This window comes from Ensifer sp. ENS09 (assembly GCF_014852425.1).
Taxonomy (GTDB): domain Bacteria; phylum Pseudomonadota; class Alphaproteobacteria; order Rhizobiales; family Rhizobiaceae; genus Ensifer.
On record NZ_JACVBP010000001.1, the window covers coordinates 141,902 to 158,350 of the forward strand.

At 61.1% G+C, this 16,449-nt stretch carries 19 protein-coding genes; 14 read left to right on the plus strand and 5 right to left on the minus strand.

The features are described from left to right. Window positions 1–50 precede the first annotated feature (50 nt). Both IB267_RS00785 and IB267_RS00790 read left to right on the plus strand, forming a co-directional pair. A complete protein-coding gene (locus IB267_RS00785; RefSeq protein ID WP_192446035.1) occupies window positions 51–788 on the plus strand; it encodes an AzlC family ABC transporter permease in 738 nt (245 codons plus the stop codon). Continuing rightward, on the plus strand, window positions 785–1,129 hold the full coding sequence (locus tag IB267_RS00790; protein WP_192446036.1) for an AzlD domain-containing protein: 345 nt from the start codon (window positions 785–787) through the stop codon (window positions 1,127–1,129). Before IB267_RS00785 ends, IB267_RS00790 begins: the two co-directional genes overlap by 4 nt. Before the next feature lie 86 nt (window positions 1,130–1,215). On the opposite strand, the gene IB267_RS00795 is transcribed toward IB267_RS00790, so the two are convergent. Genes IB267_RS00795 through IB267_RS00810 form a run of 4 tightly spaced genes read right to left on the minus strand, consistent with a single transcriptional unit; the run spans window position 1,216 to window position 4,074 of the window. After that, window positions 1,216–1,632 carry an HIT family protein gene (locus IB267_RS00795; protein WP_043622157.1) on the minus strand — a complete coding sequence of 139 codons (417 nt, stop codon included), beginning with the start codon at window positions 1,630–1,632 and terminating at the stop codon, window positions 1,216–1,218. Between the two features lie 43 nt (window positions 1,633–1,675). Next, window positions 1,676–2,863, minus strand: coding sequence for a GNAT family N-acetyltransferase (locus IB267_RS00800; RefSeq protein ID WP_192447139.1), 1,188 nt, complete (start codon window positions 2,861–2,863; stop codon window positions 1,676–1,678). Between the two features lie 4 nt (window positions 2,864–2,867). Beyond that, entirely contained in the window at window positions 2,868–3,593 is a 726-nt protein-coding gene (locus IB267_RS00805; protein ID WP_192446037.1) for a glycerophosphodiester phosphodiesterase, read from the minus strand. Between the two features lie 13 nt (window positions 3,594–3,606). Beyond that, a complete protein-coding gene (locus IB267_RS00810; RefSeq protein ID WP_043622203.1) occupies window positions 3,607–4,074 on the minus strand; it encodes a RidA family protein in 468 nt (155 codons plus the stop codon). Between the two features lie 144 nt (window positions 4,075–4,218). On the opposite strand from IB267_RS00810, the gene IB267_RS00815 reads away from it, so the two are divergent. The 8 genes from IB267_RS00815 to rseP all read left to right on the plus strand — a co-directional run bounded on the left by IB267_RS00815 (window position 4,219) and on the right by rseP (window position 11,481). Next, complete coding sequence (locus IB267_RS00815; protein WP_192446038.1) at window positions 4,219–5,046, plus strand: cell envelope integrity EipB family protein; 828 nt, start codon at window positions 4,219–4,221, stop codon at window positions 5,044–5,046. A 182-nt stretch (window positions 5,047–5,228) separates the two neighbouring features. Next, window positions 5,229–5,996: a 30S ribosomal protein S2 gene (gene rpsB / locus IB267_RS00820; protein WP_043622167.1), complete on the plus strand. Its 768-nt coding sequence runs from the start codon at window positions 5,229–5,231 to the stop codon at window positions 5,994–5,996. A gap of 253 nt (window positions 5,997–6,249) precedes the next feature. Continuing rightward, window positions 6,250–7,173 carry a translation elongation factor Ts gene (gene tsf / locus IB267_RS00825; RefSeq protein ID WP_043622170.1) on the plus strand — a complete coding sequence of 308 codons (924 nt, stop codon included), beginning with the start codon at window positions 6,250–6,252 and terminating at the stop codon, window positions 7,171–7,173. A gap of 192 nt (window positions 7,174–7,365) precedes the next feature. Beyond that, window positions 7,366–8,088, plus strand: a complete 723-nt coding sequence (gene pyrH / locus IB267_RS00830) for a UMP kinase (RefSeq protein WP_043622205.1) — start codon at window positions 7,366–7,368, stop codon at window positions 8,086–8,088. A 53-nt stretch (window positions 8,089–8,141) separates the two neighbouring features. Continuing rightward, window positions 8,142–8,702 carry a ribosome recycling factor gene (gene frr / locus IB267_RS00835; protein ID WP_034796704.1) on the plus strand — a complete coding sequence of 187 codons (561 nt, stop codon included), beginning with the start codon at window positions 8,142–8,144 and terminating at the stop codon, window positions 8,700–8,702. Window positions 8,703–8,739: 37 nt separating this feature from the next. Further along, on the plus strand, window positions 8,740–9,483 hold the full coding sequence (locus tag IB267_RS00840) for an isoprenyl transferase (protein ID WP_192446039.1): 744 nt from the start codon (window positions 8,740–8,742) through the stop codon (window positions 9,481–9,483). Then, complete coding sequence (locus tag IB267_RS00845) at window positions 9,483–10,316, plus strand: phosphatidate cytidylyltransferase (RefSeq protein ID WP_192446040.1); 834 nt, start codon at window positions 9,483–9,485, stop codon at window positions 10,314–10,316. The genes IB267_RS00840 and IB267_RS00845 overlap by 1 nt, the downstream gene beginning before the upstream one ends. Window positions 10,317–10,347: 31 nt before the next feature. Further along, the gene (rseP, locus tag IB267_RS00850; protein WP_192446041.1) at window positions 10,348–11,481 is read left to right on the plus strand and encodes an RIP metalloprotease RseP; all 1,134 of its coding nucleotides are present in this window, start codon (window positions 10,348–10,350) and stop codon (window positions 11,479–11,481) included. A gap of 84 nt (window positions 11,482–11,565) precedes the next feature. Here the strand turns inward: rseP and IB267_RS00855 are convergent, their stop codons facing one another. After that, the gene (locus IB267_RS00855) at window positions 11,566–11,790 is read right to left on the minus strand and encodes a hypothetical protein (protein ID WP_192447221.1); all 225 of its coding nucleotides are present in this window, start codon (window positions 11,788–11,790) and stop codon (window positions 11,566–11,568) included. On the opposite strand from IB267_RS00855, the gene bamA reads away from it, so the two are divergent. From bamA to lpxA, 4 genes are read left to right on the plus strand one after another with little or no spacing between them, the layout of a single operon-like run. Next, complete coding sequence (bamA, locus tag IB267_RS00860; RefSeq protein WP_192446042.1) at window positions 11,732–14,065, plus strand: outer membrane protein assembly factor BamA; 2,334 nt, start codon at window positions 11,732–11,734, stop codon at window positions 14,063–14,065. The genes IB267_RS00855 and bamA overlap by 59 nt on opposite strands. Before the next feature lie 46 nt (window positions 14,066–14,111). Further along, window positions 14,112–15,179 carry a UDP-3-O-(3-hydroxymyristoyl)glucosamine N-acyltransferase gene (gene lpxD / locus IB267_RS00865; protein ID WP_192446043.1) on the plus strand — a complete coding sequence of 356 codons (1,068 nt, stop codon included), beginning with the start codon at window positions 14,112–14,114 and terminating at the stop codon, window positions 15,177–15,179. Then, a complete protein-coding gene (fabZ, locus tag IB267_RS00870; protein WP_034796695.1) occupies window positions 15,172–15,636 on the plus strand; it encodes a 3-hydroxyacyl-ACP dehydratase FabZ in 465 nt (154 codons plus the stop codon). Before lpxD ends, fabZ begins: the two co-directional genes overlap by 8 nt. Continuing rightward, the gene (lpxA, locus tag IB267_RS00875; protein WP_192447140.1) at window positions 15,633–16,448 is read left to right on the plus strand and encodes an acyl-ACP--UDP-N-acetylglucosamine O-acyltransferase; all 816 of its coding nucleotides are present in this window, start codon (window positions 15,633–15,635) and stop codon (window positions 16,446–16,448) included. Before fabZ ends, lpxA begins: the two co-directional genes overlap by 4 nt. Window position 16,449 lies beyond the last annotated feature (1 nt).

Sequence of the window (16,449 nt, forward strand, 5' to 3'; positions counted from 1 at the left end):
ATTCGATCCTGGATCGTCGTGGTCGAGTTGGAAACAATCCGGAATCGCCGATGAAGAGAGAAGAAGACGAGCAATCTTCGCTCGCCTGGTTCGGGAAAGGCATGCGCGGCATCTTCAGCCTGCCGGCCTTCATTCTGATGCTGTCCTTTGTCGGCTTCTGTTCGCTGACGGCCCAGGCCGGCATCCCGGTCGAGCAAGTGGTCTTCATGGTCGGCATGGTCTGGGCGCTCCCGGCCAAGGTCATTCTCGTGAGCTCGATGATGAGTGGCGCGGGTCTCGCGACCGCCTTCCTCGCGGTCTCGCTGTCGTCCGTCCGATTGATGCCGATGGTCGCCGCGCTGATACCGGAATTGCGCGGGTCACGCACGCCGACTTGGCTTCTGCTCTTCCTGTCGCATTTTGTCGCGATCACCGCCTGGGTGTTCGCGATGGAGAAGGTGCCGCAGGTGCCGCGTGAGCGGCGCGTCGCCTTTTTCGCCGGCTTCGGCATCACTCTGGTGGCGGCAAATATGTTGCTCGTCGCCGTCGTCTACCACTTCGTCGCTGATTTTCCGCCAATCGTCGCCGGCTGCCTTTTCTTCCTGACGCCGGTCTACTTCCTCGCGTCGATCTGGCATTCGGCGCGCCATCCCGTCGTCTACGTGGCGTTGCTCTTCGGCCTTGCCGGCGGGCCGCTGTTCTACTGGCTGTTTCCGGAATTCGACATTCTGCTGGCCGGCCTTGTCGGCGGCACGCTCGCCTGGCTCATCGAGCGCTTCTGGCGCCGCCGCAAGGAGGTGGGAGCATGACCTGGCAGGATGGGTGGTGGGCCTATGTCTTCATCGCGATTGCCGGCTGGCTGGCGACCGACATCTGGCGCTGGCTGGGTGTCATTACCGGCAACAAGCTGCGCGATGATTCCGAGGCACTGAACTGGGTGAGGGCTGTCGCCACCGCGCTGGTCGCAGCGGTCATCGCAAAGCTCATTCTCTATCCGACCGGTGTACTCGAACAATCCCCGCTCTGGCTGCGCGCCGGTGCCGTCGGGTTTGGGGCTGCCGCCTTCTTCCTGTTTGGACGAAAGCCGGCAATCGGGATCGCGTCATCGATTGCCGCGTTGGCGCTGGGCCTGTGGTGGTTGGGTTTTTAGGCCGGGGCGAGGTCTTTCACCTGACCGTCTGTTAAAGAGCCGGCGTCGCCGGCTCCTGGTTCCCAGCGTGGACGATGTGAGCGGGATTAAAGCGCCTGCCGTACCTTTTCCGCGTTGGCCGCGAGGATGGCGCCGTCTTCCATCGTGCCGGAATGCGGCTTCAGCGGCACGCCTGCTTGCCGCGGAATGACGTGGAAATGCAGATGGAAGACCGACTGTCCGGCCGGCGCTTCGTTGAACTGCATGATCGTCACGCCATCGGCGTCGAAAGCTTCCTTGGCGGCAACGGCCAGTTTCTGCACGGTAGCAATCAGCGCCGGCAGCGTTGCGGCATCGGCGTCGAGCAGGTTGCGTGAGGGGGATTTCGGCACCACGAGCAGGTGACCTTCGGCCTGCGGCATGACATCCATGAAGGCGATCGTTGCGTCGTCTTCATAGACGCGATGCGAGGGAATTTCGCCGCGCAGGATCTTGGCGAAGATGTTGTTGTCGTCGTAGCTCATTGTTCTTCCTCGTGTAATGAAGCCGGCTTTCACGAAAAGCGGTTCAGTCGTCCTGCCGTTCACCTTTGCGGAAAGGTCCATGCTCTGCAAGAATTTCGCCGGTTTCCTCCACATCCCTGCGCTCGCGCTGAAGATAGTCGCCGACGGCGCGGGCGAGCCCCGGATGCGTGATGAAATGGGCGGAATGGGTGGTAACGGGCATGTAGCCGCGCGCAAGCTTGTGCTCACCCTGGGCGCCGGCCTCGACTCGCTTCAGCCCCTTGGCGATCGCGAAATCGATCGCCTGGTGATAGCAGACCTCGAAATGCAGGAACGGGTGATCCTCGATGCAGCCCCAGTGGCGACCGTAGAGCGCATCGCCGCCGATGAAGTTGATCGCGCCGGCGATGTAGCGGCCGTTGCGGCGCGCCATCACCAGCAGGATATCGTCAGCCATGCGCTCGCCGATCAACGAATAGAAGGCGCGCGTCAGATAGGGGCGGCCCCATTTACGTCCGCCGGTGTCCATGTAGAAGGCGAAAAACTCGTCCCAGATCGCTTCCGTCAGGTCGCTGCCGGTCAGCCAGTCGATCGAAATGCCGTTTTCGAGCGCAGCCCTGCGCTCCTTCTTCAGCGCCTTGCGCTTGCGTGAGGCAAGGGTCTCCAGAAAATCGGCGTGGGAGCCATAGCCTTCATTGGTGAAGTGGAATTGCTGGTCTGTGCGGTGCAGAAACCCGGCGCGCTCAAGCGCAGGGATCTCGGCTTCGGGCACGAAAGTCACATGGGCCGATGAGACATCGTGTCTGCGGGCAAGCTCCTTCAAGCCCGCCGCAAGCGCATCCTGAACGGCGCTCGTGTTTTCATCCGGTGCCGTAAGCAGCCGTGGTCCGGTCGCAGGCGTAAACGGGATGGAGCTTTGCAGTTTCGGGTAGTAGCGGCCGCCGGCGCGCTCAAAGGCGTCGGCCCAGCCGTGGTCGAAAACGTATTCGCCCTGGCTGTGGCTCTTCAGATAGCAGACGAGGCCGCCGCGCAATTGGCCATCGCCGCCTTCGAGCAACAGATGCTGGCCGAGCCAGCCGGTCTTGGCCGTCGCCGACCCGGACTCCTCGAGCGCCGAAAGATAGGCATGCGAGAGGAAGGGATTGTAGACGCCGCCGGGAAACGCCTTCGATGCACCGGACAGCACGTTCCAGCGTGCCGCCGGTAAATCGGTGAAGGATTGCGCGATGCGGAGGGTGACAGCGTCTGACATCACGTTAGGAAACCAGGGTCTCCCGCGGGTCGAAACCCTCGAAGGTCATCTGATCCGCATGGGCAAACGTGTAGGCTTCGGCCTGCCGGTCGCGCACGGTCCAGGTGATGATCGTCTTGCCGAGCGTCCGTTCCTTGGTGATGAACGAGTTCGGCAGGTGGCCGTAGTGATAGGAGATGAAATCGAGCCCGAGCTGCATGGCTTCTTCGTGCACGAAGAAGGTCTCCGGATTGGCGCCTTCCGCGGTGAGGCCCAGCGGGTAGGGCGCGTCGAGCGCCTTCAGGTCCTTGAGCAGCCAATGGTCGAAGCTCATCAGGGCAACGTGACCCTTGTAGCCTTCGAGCGTTTCGAGCACGGCAGCGGCAAAGCCTTCATCGTCGCCCTTGCGGCCCTTGAGTTCGATGACGAGCGGCACCTTGCCGGCAACCAGGCGCAGCATCTGCGTCAGCGTCGGAACCTTGTCCTTCGTGCCGCCGATCGCCATCAGGCCGAGTTCGCCGGCAGTGCGCGAACGAACGTCGCCCTTGATACCGCAAAGGCGCTGCGTGTCGTCATCGTGGAAGACAACCGGAATGCTGTCTGCGGTATATTGCAGGTCGCATTCGATCGCGAAGCCGGCGTCGACGGCGCGGGAGAAAGCCGAAAGTGTGTTCTCCCACACCTGCTTGTTCATGTCGTGATAGCCGCGATGGGCAATCGGTTGGGCCTTCAGCCAGGAAATGTCAGCCATGTCGGGCACTCTGTCAGGCGATTTCGATGACGGCGTCGATCTCGACGGCGGCGTTGAAGGGAAGGGAAGCCATGCCGACGGCGGCGCGCGCATGCTTGCCGGCTTCACCGAGCACGGTGGCGAGCAGGTTGGACGCGCCGTTGATGACGAGGTGCTGCTCGACGAATTCCGGGGTCGAGGCGACGAAGCCGTTGATCTTCACCAGGCGGCGGATGCGCCCGAGATCGCCGCCGAGTGCTGCCTTGGCCTGGGCGAGGATGTTGATCGAGCAGAGTTCGGCGGCGCGCTGTGCGCGGGCAACGTCCACATCCTTGCCGACGATGCCGGTCACGGCGACCTTGCCGTCTTCCATCGGAAGCTGTCCGGAGATGTAGAGCATCGAGCCGCTGATGACGTAGGGCACGTAGTTTGCAACCGGGGTCGCAGCCTGGGGAAGGGTCACTCCGAGGTCCTTGAGGCGCGCTTCGATCTCTGCCGACATGGAAAGCTCCATTGTTGTCTTTTGTGTTAAAATCCTGCATTCAGGCCGGATCGCGGCGGGCGCCGGCTTTTCCTGCGAACGCCGCCTCGCTTCTGCCGAACGCTTGTTTATAGCATTGCCGGCGAGTCCAACAGGAGGAAACGGATGTTTCATAAAGGCTTCGGTCTCGTCACTTTGGGCAGCGCCTGTTTCGCCGTCATGACACTATCGGGCGCAACGGCGGCCTACGCAAACGCCCTTGTGCCGCACCGTGCCGTCTATGATCTCGAACTCAAGGATGCGTCGGATCGTTCCGGTATCGCCGGCATGTATGGTCGCATGGTCTACGAGTTCAATGGCTCGGCCTGCGCCGGTTATACCGTCAGCTTCCGTTTCGTCACCCAGGTCGATACCGGCGAGGAAGTGCGCCTGACCGATCAGCAGACGACCACCTACGAGGACCTGAAGAACGGCAATTTCCGCTTCCTGACCCGCTCCTTCACCGACGAGAAGTTGGACAAGGAAGTGCGCGGGACGGCGCATGAGGATAAGGCGGGCGTCAAGGTCGAACTGACCGCGCCCGACAAGCGCGAAATAGAACTCGCGGCGAGCCGGTTTCCGACCGCGCACATGATGGAAGTGATCTCGCGGGCGAAGAAGGGCGAGAGCCTCTTTGAGGCACGCATCTTCGACGGCTCCGATTCGGGCGACAAGACCCTGATCACCTCGACCTTCGTTGGCAAGTCTCGCAAACCCTCGGCGGACGAGCCGGATGCCGGCAAGGCGGGCAAGCTCAGCGGCGACAATTACTGGCCGGTGACCATCTCCTACTTCAACGACGACAAGAGCGGCGACGCGCTGCCGATCTACCGCATGTCGTTCAAGCTCTACGAGAACGGGATCACCCGCGACCTGACGATGGACTACGGCGATTTCGTCCTGAGCGGCAAGCTTGCGGACCTCGAAGTGTTCAAATCCGAGGACTGCAAATAGCCGATTGCGGTAAAAAGCGGCGTTTGCGGCTTGATTTATCGGGCGGTTACCGTTATGGGGCTGCCCATTCCACACGTGAAGCTTGGGATGTTCCGGGAGAAATCCGGATCGTTCCGCCGGTGGGCCGGTCGAAAGACATGCTCGACGCTTCGCGGAGGTTAAACCGGAAAAGGAGAAAAGGCATGGCATTGCCTGATTTTAGCATGCGTCAGCTTCTGGAAGCTGGCGTTCACTTCGGCCACCAGACGCACCGCTGGAACCCGAAGATGAAGCCGTACATTTTCGGCGATCGCAACAACGTTCACATCATCGACCTCGCACAGACCGTGCCGATGCTGTCGCGCGCCCTGCAGATCGTCAGCGACACCGTTGCCAACGGCGGCCGCGTACTGTTCGTCGGCACCAAGCGCCAGGCGTCCGAAATCATCGCTGACGCTGCCAAGCGTTCGGCCCAGTACTACGTCAACGCTCGCTGGCTCGGCGGCATGATGACCAACTGGAAGACGATTTCGAACTCGATCCAGCGCCTGCGCAAGCTCGACGAAATCCTCGCTTCGGAAGCTTCGGGCTTCACCAAGAAGGAGCGCCTGAACCTTGAGCGCGAACGCGAAAAGCTGAACCGCGCTCTCGGCGGTATCCGCGACATGGGCGGCACGCCGGACCTGATGTTCATCATCGACACCAACAAGGAATCGATCGCGATCGACGAAGCCAAGCGCCTCGGCATCCCGGTTGTCGCAGTCATCGACTCGAACTGCGATCCGGACCAGATCGACTATCCGATCCCGGGCAACGACGACGCTTCGCGCGCCATCGCTCTCTACTGCGACCTCATCGCACGCGCTGCCATCGACGGCATCGCACGCCAGCAGGGCGCATCGGGCCGTGACCTCGGCGCATCCGCCGAAGCTCCGGTTGAGCCGGCGCTCGACGAGGCCTCCGACGCCTGATCGGGCCTTGGCGGCAGATAAACTCTGCCGCCCCCAATGAAATGTCGGGACAAGGCCGTTTGTGATGAAAGTCAAAACGGCCTTGTTCTTTTCAGCCAGGGGTGGCGCCGATCCGTTCGGATCCTTGGATCCGCACAATGCCCGCGACGATGCAGTCATCACGGTGTCACAATGAAAAGCCATTCCCTGCCACACCTCCTGGTACCGCGCCCTCAAGGGCAGCGCGCCAACCAACAGACAAAGAGGCAATAAGATGAGTGTAACTGCAGCAATGGTGAAGGAACTGCGCGAAAAGACCGGCGCAGGCATGATGGACTGCAAGAAGGCGCTCGCCGAAACCAACGGCGACATGGAAGCTGCGATCGACTGGCTGCGCGCCAAGGGCATCGCCAAGGCCGACAAGAAGTCGGGCCGCACGGCTGCTGAAGGCCTCATCGGTATTGTCAGCGGTGGCGTCAAGGCCGTCGTCGTCGAAATCAACTCCGAAACCGACTTCGTTGCCCGCAACGAAGCCTTCCAGGAACTCGTCCGCGGCGTTGCCAATGTAGCGCTGACCACCGACGGCTCGGTTGAAGCCATCGCCGCTGCAAACTACCCGGCAACCGGCAAGTCGGTCGATGAGACCATCAAGGATGCGATTGCCACCATCGGCGAGAACATGACGCTGCGCCGCGCAGCTCTGCTCAAGGTCGAAGACGGCGTTGTTGCAACCTACATCCACAACGCTGCCGGCGACGGCATCGGCAAGCTCGGCGTTCTCGTCGCGCTGAAGTCGGTCGGCGACAAGGAAGTGCTGTACTCGGTCGGCCGTCAGGTCGCCATGCACATCGCTGCGACCAACCCGCTCGCGATCCGCGCCGACGAAGTCGACGCCGCTGTCGCCGAGCGCGAGCGCAACGTCTTCATCGAACAGTCGCGCGCCTCGGGCAAGCCGGACAACATCATCGAAAAGATGGTCGAAGGCCGCATGCGCAAGTTCTTCGAAGAAGTCGCTCTGCTGTCGCAGGCCTTCGTCATGAACCCGGAAATCACTGTCGGTCAGGCCGTCAAGGACGCTGAAAAGCTCGCTGGCGCACCGATCGAAGTTACCGGCATGGCTCGCCTGCTGCTCGGCGAAGGCGTCGAGAAGGAAGAGTCCGACTTCGCTGCAGAAGTTGCAGCCGTCGCCAAGGGCTGATTTCTTCACCCATATTGGGAAAACCTCGGGGCATCGCGTGACAACGCGGTGCCCTTCGTGTATCCGGCTTCGTCAATGCGCTGGACCCGCCGGAAAATACGCCGTTGCGGTTGAAACCATGGAGCGCAATGTGTCCTTATGCGCTGTGCGCCGCCTTCGTGCGCACGCGCGCCGATCTGTTCAGGAGCGACGATGCCGGCCGAGCCACTCTACAAACGCGTTCTACTCAAAGCCTCCGGCGAAGCCCTGATGGGCAGCCAGGGCTTCGGCATCGATGTCGCGGTCGCCGACCGGATCGCCGCAGATATCGCTGAGGCTCGCGCCATGGGCGTCGAAGTGGGCGTGGTTGTCGGTGGCGGCAACATCTTCCGCGGCGTGGCCGTCGCTTCCAAGGGTGGCGACCGGGTGACCGGCGACCACATGGGCATGCTGGCAACCGTGATCAATGCGCTGGCGCTCGCAACGTCGCTGCGAAAGCTCGACATCGACACGGTGGTGCTCTCGGCCATCGCGATGCCGGAAATCTGCGAGAGCTTCTCGCAGCGTGCAACGCTCTACCATCTTTCCCTCGGCCGCGTCGTGATCTTTGCCGGCGGCACCGGCAACCCCTTCTTCACGACCGATTCTGCCGCCGCCCTTCGCGCCGCCGAAATGGGCGCGCAGGCGATCTTCAAGGGCACGCAGGTCGATGGCATCTATTCCGCGGACCCGAAGAAGGATCCGACTGCGACCCGCTTCGACCGCCTGACGCATAGCGAAGTCCTCGAGAAGGGCCTCGCGGTCATGGATGTTGCCGCCGTCGCGCTTGCACGCGAAAATGCCATTCCGATCGTTGTCTTCTCCATTCACGAGAAGGGTGGCTTTGCGGAAATATTGACCGGCGGCGGTCGCGCGACCATCGTCACAGACAACTAAGAAGCTGCAGAACGGCCTTGCGGCCGGCGCATGATAGAACGGGAGTTTCCACCATGAGTGAAGGTGTTGACCTGAAGGAACTGAAGCGTCGCATGGATGGCGCCATTTCCGCATTCAAGAGCGATATCGCGTCGCTCCGTACCGGCCGCGCGTCGGCGAACGTTCTCGATCCGGTGACCGTCGAAGCCTATGGCTCGCGCGTGCCGCTCAACCAGGTGGCGAACATCACGGTTCCCGAGCCGCGCATGCTGTCCGTCTCGGTCTGGGACAAGCAGATGGTCGGCGCCGTCGATCGCGGCATTCGCGAATCGAACCTCGGCCTCAATCCGATCATCGACGGTCAGAACCTGCGCATTCCGCTGCCGGAGCTCAACGAGGAGCGCCGCAAGTCGCTCGTCAAAGTGGCACATGACTACGCCGAAAAAGCGAAGGTCGCCGTGCGTCACGTGCGTCGCGATGGCATGGACGACCTGAAAAAAGCCGAAAAGGATGGCGACATCGGCCAGGATATCAGCCGTTCTCAGTCCGAGCGCGTGCAAAAGATGACCGACGAAACGATTTCCGATATCGACCGCTTGCTCGTCGAGAAGGAAAAGGAAATCATGCAGGTCTGATCTGCTCGTGATCTGAGTCTCCTTTCGCGGACGCCTTATGCAAAACCTCACTTCCACGACCGTTCCGGAACATGTTGCCATCATCATGGATGGCAACGGACGTTGGGCGAACGCGCGTGGGCTGCCGCGCACGATGGGGCACCGCAAGGGTGTCGAGACCGTTCGCGCCGCCGTCAAGACGGCGGGCGAGCTAGGGATCCGCTACCTCACGCTTTTTGCCTTTTCCTCGGAAAACTGGAGCAGGCCGGCGGCGGAAGTCAGCGATCTCATGGGGTTGCTCAAGACCTTCATCCGCCGGGATCTTGCCGACCTTCACCGCGAGAATGTGCGCATCCGCGTCATCGGCGACCGCTCCAACCTCAGGGGTGACATTCTACCGTTGCTGGTGGAGGCGGAGGAGACGACGCGGGCAAATACCGGCATCACCCTTGTTATCGCCTTCAACTACGGCGCGCGGGACGAGATGACACGGGCCATGCGCCGTCTGGCGACGGAAGTCGCCGAAGGACGGTTGCGGCCCGAGGACATCACCGCTGAACGTATCTCGGCGACGCTCGACACATCGGACATCCCGGATCCGGACCTGATCATCCGGACCAGTGGCGAAGAGCGTCTCTCGAATTTCCTTCTGTGGCAGGGCGCCTACTCGGAATTGATCTTCGTTCCGGAACTGTGGCCGGACTTTACCCGAGAGACGTTCCTGGCGGCTCTTGAAAAATACGCCTGCCGCGAGCGCCGCTTCGGCGGCGTCACCGAGCCCACGCTGGCGGTTGGTTCCTGATGCAGACTGAACTCAAGCTTCGTATCGCTTCGGGCGTGGTCCTCGCAGCGGTGACACTGGCGGCGACCTGGTTCGGCGGCCTGGCATTCCAGCTTCTCTCGGCGCTGATTGCGCTGCTGGTGTATTACGAGTGGTCGACGATCACTGGCCTCCAGGAAGGGGATTTCCAGGGCAACGCCGTTGGTTGGCTGGCCATTGTCATCATCGCCGGCCTGATCGTGACCGGATACATCGGCTACAGCCTTCCGGTCCTGGCCGCCTTCGTCGCGCTCACCGTCCTTTGGGTAGCCCTGCAAAAGACCAGTTGGTGGCTTCCGGGCGGCATCGCCTATGCCGGACTGACCGGCATTTCGCTTGCCGCCCTTCGCGGCGCCGACGATCTCGGCCTGATGGCGACGCTGTTCGTCTTCGCCGTCGTCTGGGCGACCGACATCTTCGCCTATTTTACCGGCCGCGCGATTGGGGGACCGAAGCTTGCCCCGCGCATATCGCCCGGCAAGACGTGGTCGGGCGCCATCGGTGGCACAATTTGCGGCATCCTCGCCGGTGTTGCCGTCTTTATGGCTTATTTTTCGCTGCAAGATCTCCGAATTCCGATCATTGCGCTGGTGCTTTCCGTCGCCAGCCAAGTGGGAGACTTGTTCGAATCCTTCATCAAGCGCCGTTTTGGGGTAAAGGATTCCAGCCGTCTCATTCCGGGGCATGGCGGCGTTATGGATCGGGTCGATGGATTGATTTTCGCGTGCGTCGCGGCGTTGATTCTGGTCATGGTTCAGTATTTCGTCAGCGATGGGCGCCAGATCGCTTTCGGATCAGTCCTGTATAGCCTTTGAGCTTAGGCCCATGGGTGCTTGAGGAACGTTCATGACATATCTGTTTGATGCCCTTCAGATTCTGACCGGCTACGTCATCCCATTTCTTCTGGTGCTGACGTTGCTGGTCTTCGTACACGAGATGGGCCACTACCTCGTCGGCCGCTGGTCGGGTATCCGCATCCTCGCTTTTTCGATCGGCTTTGGCCCCGAACTCGTCGGCTGGACCGACCGGCACGGAACGCGGTGGAAACTGGCGGCGATTCCCCTTGGCGGTTACGTCAAGTTCTACGGCGACGAGGATGCGGCGAGCGTGCCGGACTACAAGCGCCTGGAGGCACTGGCGCCGGAAGAGCGCAGCCAGACCTTCCTCGGCGCCAAATTGTGGAAGCGCGCGGCAACGGTCGCTGCCGGTCCGATCGCAAACTTCATTCTCGCCATCGCCATCTTTGCCGTTCTGTTTTCCGTCTACGGGCGTCAGGTCGCCGATCCGGTGGTTGCGCGGGTGAACGAAAACAGTGCGGCTGCGCAGGCCGGCGTCGTGCCTGGAGACCGTCTGATTTCGATCGACAACACGCCGGTCGTCACCTTCGACGACGTCCGCCGCTATGTCAGCGTCCGTCCGGAAATGCCGATTTCGATTCGTATCGAACGCAACGGCGCGATGCTCGATCTGTCCATGGTGCCGCAGCGCACCGAGCTCACGGACCAGTTCGGCAACAAGATGGAAATCGGCGTCATTGGTATCCTGACCGACCAGGAAGCCGGTAACTTCCGTACGGTCAGCTACGGTCCGATCGAGGCCGTCGGGCAGGGCGTCCTGCAAAGCTGGCATGTCGTCACCGGCACCTTCGACTATCTCTCCAATGTCGTGACCGGGCGGATGAAGGCCGATCAGATCGGTGGACCGATCCGCGTCGCCAAGGTTTCGGGGCAGATGGCGACGCTTGGAATTCCATTTTTGCTGAATATTGCCGCGATCCTGTCTGTTTCCATAGGATTGCTTAACCTCATGCCCGTTCCGGTGCTTGATGGCGGCCACTTGATGTTCTATGCGGTTGAGGCCTTGCGCGGAAGGCCGGTGGGCCCGGCCGCGCAGGATGTCGCCTATCGGATCGGCTTTGCCATGGTGCTGATGCTCATGGTCTTTGCCACCTGGAACGACATATCGATGTTCTTCGGCTAGCGTTCGGCCGGGGAAACGGCGAGGGGGATTTCGACGGATACTGTGAACGATTGGTTTTCAACGGCTTGCGACGAAAGGTTTTGTTTACGATAAATCGAGGCTGTAGTGGCCGTTAAGCCACGGTTCGAATTGAAGTAAACAGAAATTAACGAGCTGGCTTGCTTGTATGGGAAAAGCGGTTAAAACGGCAACCGTGACCGGAGTCGGCACGAAACTGCCGCGCGACGTTTGGAAAAGGTAAGATTTGAACATGAAAGCTGGTTCAAGGTTTTTGAACGCGGTGTCGGCGGCTGCGCTGTCAACAAGCATTGTTGTATCCGGCGCTGGTGTTGGGTTGCTCGCAGGCACGTCCGTTGCAGAGGCCGCCACCATCAGCCGCGTCGAAGTGCGGGGCGCCACGCGCGTCAGCGCTGAGACGGTTCGTGCGAACATCACGATCGTCCCGGGCAAGAGCTTCAACAACACCGACATCGACGCTTCCGTGAAGCGCCTGTATGCGACCGGCTACTTCTCCGACGTCAGCATCAACGTTTCTGGCGGCACGCTGGTCGTCAGCGTCAGCGAGAATCAGCTCGTCAACCAGGTCGTCTTCAACGGCAACCGCAAGATCAAGGACGACAAGCTGCAGGGCGTCGTGCGCACGCAGCCGCTCGGTCCTTACAGCGAAGCGACGGTCGAGACGGACATCCAGTCGATCAAGGACGCCTATGCTGCGATCGGTCGTAGCGATATCACGGTGACGACGCAGGTCGTTCCGGTCGCCGAAGGTCGCGTCAACCTCGCATTCGTCATCAACGAAGGCGAGCGCACCAAGATTTCGCAGATCAACTTCGTCGGCAACGAAGCCTACAGCGACGGCCGTCTGCAGTCGGTCATTGCGACGAAGGAATCGGGCATTTTCTCCTTCATTACGCGGAAGGACGTCTACAATCCCGACAAGCTGCGTGCGGACGAAGAGTTGCTGCGTCAGTTCTACTACAACCGCGGTTACGCCGACTTCCAGGTCGTTTCCTCGGATGCGGCCCTGAATGAGGCGACCAACGAGTACACGGTGACGATCACCGTCGAAGAAGGCCCGCGCTACGACTTTGGTTCGGTTAACGTCGAATCGACCGTTGAGGGTGTCAATGCCGAAGAACTGAAGGGGCTCGTCGTGAGCCGTGAGGGTTCGGTCTACAAGGCCAAGGACGTCCAGGCGACGATGACCGAAATCTCGAAGCGCGTCGCTTCGGCCGGTTACCCGTTCGCTCGCGTCACGCCGCGCGGCAATCGCGATCTCGGCAACCACACGATCTCGGTCGACTACCTCGTCGATCAGGGCGAACGTGCTTATGTCGAGCGTATCGAAATCCGCGGCAATACCCGTACCCGCGATTACGTCATCCGTCGCGAGTTCGACATGGGTGAAGGCGACGCCTTCAACCAGGAAATGGTTGCGCGTGCCAAGCGTCGTCTCGAGGCTCTCGGCTACTTCTCGAGCGTCAACGTTTCGACCGCTCCGGGCAGCGCCGCTGACCGTGTTGTCGTGATCGTCGATGTGCAGGACCAGTCGACCGGTTCGTTCGGTATCGGTGCAGGTTACTCTGCAGGTAGTGGCGGTGGCTTCCTCGTCGAAGCTTCGATCGAAGAAAAGAACTTCCTGGGTCGTGGCCAGTACATCCGTGTTGCGGCGGGTCGTGGCGACGAAAGCCGCACGTACAACGTTTCGTTCACGGAGCCGTATTTCCTTGGCTATCGTCTGGCCGCAGGCTTCGACGTCTTCAAGAACGAAAACGACTTCGATGACGACAACTACAGCTACGAAGATCAGGGCTTCAGCCTGCGCGTGACCGCGCCGATCACCGAGAACCTGTCGACGACGCTGCGCTACAACTTCACGCAGTTCGACTACAGCGGTAACGTTGCGAAGCTGTCGTCGCCTTACGTTCGTGCGGTCGAGGGTGGCAACTGGGTCCGTTCGTCGGTGTCGCAGTCGATCACCTACAATACGCTCGACGATGCGCAGCTGCCGCATGACGGTATTCTTGCGACCTTCACGCATGAATTCGCTGGCCTCGGTGGCGACTCCGACTTCTACAAGATGACCGGTAAGGCCAAATGGTACTATACGGTCAACGACGAAGCCGACATCATCGCGTCGCTCGGCGGTAGCGCCGGCCATATCTTCGAAACCGGCAGCGATCTCCAGGTTTTCGACCAGTTCCAGCTTGGCACCAGCGACATCCGCGGCTTCGAGCGTAACGGTATCGGTCCGCGGGACAAGGCAACGGGCGATGCGCTCGGCGGTACGACCTACTTCACGGCTTCGGCCGAGGCGACGTTCCCGCTTCCGGGTATCCCGCGTGACAGCGGCTTCCGTGGTGCGGTCTTCGCTGATGCGGGCACGCTCTACAGCAACCAGGTCAAGATGGCCCCGGGCGAGACCGTGCAGGGTAACAACTCGTCGCTGCGTGCATCGGTCGGTGTTGGTCTGATCTGGGCTTCGCCCTTCGGTCCGCTGCGTGTCGACTACGCATGGCCGATCGCCAAGGAAGATTTCGACAAGGTTCAGAACCTGAAGTTCGGCATTTCCTCGTCGTTCTGATAAGAAGCAGTCCAGAACTGCCAGAAAAGATCGTTCTGGAGTGTATATGGAACAGAACTGGTTTTTTCCGCCCCACGATGGGATCCGCCTGGGTGACCTGGCGGATCGAATTGGAGCGGAATTGGTGGATGTCGCGGTCGCTGACCGCGCTGTCCGCTCCGTGGCGCCGGTCTATCGGGCAAAGCCCGGTGACGTCTGCTATATGTTGTCTCGCAAGAGCCGCGCCGAGCTCGAGACCTGTGAGGCATCGGCGATCATTTGCGACAAGACGATTTCGTCTCTCGTCCCCGCCCATATTCCCGTCCTTTTGACAGCGCGGCCGCATACGGCCTTTGCGCTTGCCGGTACGTTGTTGCACGAGATTGCGATGCGTCCGGCACGCAATACGAGCCTGAGCGGGATTGCGCCCAGCGCGTTCGTGGACCCGACCGCGCGGCTTGAAGACGATGTCGAAGTTGAACCGACGGCAGTCGTTGGGGCCGGCGCCGAGATCGGCCGCGGCACGCGCATTGCAGCCGGCGCGGTGATCGGCCCGGGCGTGCGCATCGGCCGCGATTGCACGATATCTGCGGGGGCAAGCGTGCTCTGCGCGCTCGTCGGCAACAGCGTCATCATCCATCCAGGTGCTCGCATTGGCCAGGATGGCTTCGGCTATGCGCCGGGCCCGAAAGGCGGGATGATCAAGATCGTCCAGGTCGGGCGAGTGATCATCCAGGATCACGTCGAGATCGGCGCGAATACGACGATCGACCGTGGCACGATGGACGACACGGTGATCGGCGAGGGCACCAAGATCGACAACCTCGTTCAGATCGGTCACAACGTCCGTATCGGTCGCTATTGCGGCATCGTCAGTGGGGTCGGCATCGCCGGTAGCACGAAGATCGGCGATGGCGTCATGATTGGCGGCGGTAGCGGCGTCAATGGCCACATCACGGTTGGTGACGGCGTCCAGATCGCCGCTATGAGCGGCGTGGCCGCCGATGTTCCTGCCGGCGAACGGTACGGTGGTATTCCGGCGCGCCCGATGCGTGATTTCCTGCGCGACGTCGCGGAAATGGCTATGCGGGCAGAGGAAAGACAGAAAAAGAAGAAGGGCGGCGCGAATGAGTGAAGCAGCAACGGTTCTCGGCACGGCGGATATTCAGGAAATCCTGAAGCTGCTGCCCCATCGCTACCCATTCCTGCTCGTCGATCGCATCATCGAGATCGACGGCGACAATTCGGCGATCGGTATCAAGAATGTCTCGGCGAACGAGCCGCATTTCACCGGTCACTTCCCCGAGCAGCCGATCATGCCGGGCGTCCTGCTCGTCGAGGGCATGGCGCAGACGGCTGGCGCGATCTGCGCCCGCAAGGTGGGAACCGGCACAAACCTGGTCTACTTCATGACCATCGATAATGCCCGTTTCCGCAAGCCGGTCGTACCTGGCGATCGCGTCGAATTCCATGTCGTGAAGCAGAAGCAGCGCGGCAATATCTGGAAATTTCACTGTGACGCAAAAGTTGACGGGCAACTTGTCGCAGAAGCTGATATCGGCGCGATGATAGTCAGCAAGGAAGACGCCTGAACATGATTGCAGCATCTGCGAAGATCCACCCGTCCTCGGTCGTCGAGAGCGGGGCTGTAATCGGCGAGAACGTCAAGATCGGCCCGTTTTGCTACATCGGGCCGAAAGTCGTTCTGGGCGACGATATCGAGATTCTCAGCCATGCCGTAGTGATCGGCCGGACGACGGTCGGCAAGGGGACAAAGATCTTCCCGAACGCGGTGGTCGGTGGCGATTCCCAGAGTGTTCATCACAGTGCTGTCGATACCGAACTTCTGATCGGTACCAATTGCACGATCCGCGAAGGCGTGACGATGAACACCGGAACCGTCGAGCACGGCGGCAAGACGGTTGTCGGCGATAACAATCTCTTTCTCGCCAACTCGCACGTGGCGCATGATTGCCGCCTCGGCAACAACATTATCCTGTCCAACAATGTGATGTTGGCGGGGCATGTCACGGTCGAGGACCGTGTTATTCTCGGCGGCGGCTGCGCGGTGCACCAGTTCACCCGCGTCGGCCGCCAGGCCTTTGTCGGCGGTCTGTCGGCTGTCAGCTACGACGTCATTCCCTATGGCATGCTCAACGGCAATCCCGGCCTGCTCAGCGGCCTGAACGTTGTCGGCATGAGCCGGGCTGGCATCGATCGTGCAACGATCCATGTGGTTCGCCGCGCCTACAAGCAGATTTTCGAGGGGCCGGAATCGATCCGGGCCAATGCCGCAGCGATTCGCGAAGACTATATGGATTGCGCGCCGGTCATGGAAATCCTCGACTTCATCGGCGCCGAGAGCGACCGCGCACTGTCGTCGCCGCAACGCGGCAAGGCCTGAC

Excerpts from the sequence above, each read along its gene's own strand:
- IB267_RS00785 (WP_192446035.1), top strand. The coding sequence starts at position 51 with ATGAAGAGAGAAGAAGACGAGCAATCTTCGCTCGCCTGGTTCGGGAAA.
- IB267_RS00790 (WP_192446036.1), top strand. The coding sequence starts at position 785 with ATGACCTGGCAGGATGGGTGGTGGGCCTATGTCTTCATCGCGATTGCC.
- IB267_RS00795 (WP_043622157.1), bottom strand. The coding sequence starts at position 1,632 with ATGAGCTACGACGACAACAACATCTTCGCCAAGATCCTGCGCGGCGAA.
- IB267_RS00800 (WP_192447139.1), bottom strand. The coding sequence starts at position 2,863 with ATGTCAGACGCTGTCACCCTCCGCATCGCGCAATCCTTCACCGATTTA.
- IB267_RS00805 (WP_192446037.1), bottom strand. The coding sequence starts at position 3,593 with ATGGCTGACATTTCCTGGCTGAAGGCCCAACCGATTGCCCATCGCGGC.
- IB267_RS00810 (WP_043622203.1), bottom strand. The coding sequence starts at position 4,074 with ATGTCGGCAGAGATCGAAGCGCGCCTCAAGGACCTCGGAGTGACCCTT.
- IB267_RS00815 (WP_192446038.1), top strand. The coding sequence starts at position 4,219 with ATGTTTCATAAAGGCTTCGGTCTCGTCACTTTGGGCAGCGCCTGTTTC.
- rpsB (WP_043622167.1), top strand. The coding sequence starts at position 5,229 with ATGGCATTGCCTGATTTTAGCATGCGTCAGCTTCTGGAAGCTGGCGTT.
- tsf (WP_043622170.1), top strand. The coding sequence starts at position 6,250 with ATGAGTGTAACTGCAGCAATGGTGAAGGAACTGCGCGAAAAGACCGGC.
- pyrH (WP_043622205.1), top strand. The coding sequence starts at position 7,366 with ATGCCGGCCGAGCCACTCTACAAACGCGTTCTACTCAAAGCCTCCGGC.
- frr (WP_034796704.1), top strand. The coding sequence starts at position 8,142 with ATGAGTGAAGGTGTTGACCTGAAGGAACTGAAGCGTCGCATGGATGGC.
- IB267_RS00840 (WP_192446039.1), top strand. The coding sequence starts at position 8,740 with ATGCAAAACCTCACTTCCACGACCGTTCCGGAACATGTTGCCATCATC.
- IB267_RS00845 (WP_192446040.1), top strand. The coding sequence starts at position 9,483 with ATGCAGACTGAACTCAAGCTTCGTATCGCTTCGGGCGTGGTCCTCGCA.
- rseP (WP_192446041.1), top strand. The coding sequence starts at position 10,348 with ATGACATATCTGTTTGATGCCCTTCAGATTCTGACCGGCTACGTCATC.
- bamA (WP_192446042.1), top strand. The coding sequence starts at position 11,732 with ATGAAAGCTGGTTCAAGGTTTTTGAACGCGGTGTCGGCGGCTGCGCTG.
- IB267_RS00855 (WP_192447221.1), bottom strand. The coding sequence starts at position 11,790 with ATGCTTGTTGACAGCGCAGCCGCCGACACCGCGTTCAAAAACCTTGAA.
- lpxD (WP_192446043.1), top strand. The coding sequence starts at position 14,112 with ATGGAACAGAACTGGTTTTTTCCGCCCCACGATGGGATCCGCCTGGGT.
- fabZ (WP_034796695.1), top strand. The coding sequence starts at position 15,172 with ATGAGTGAAGCAGCAACGGTTCTCGGCACGGCGGATATTCAGGAAATC.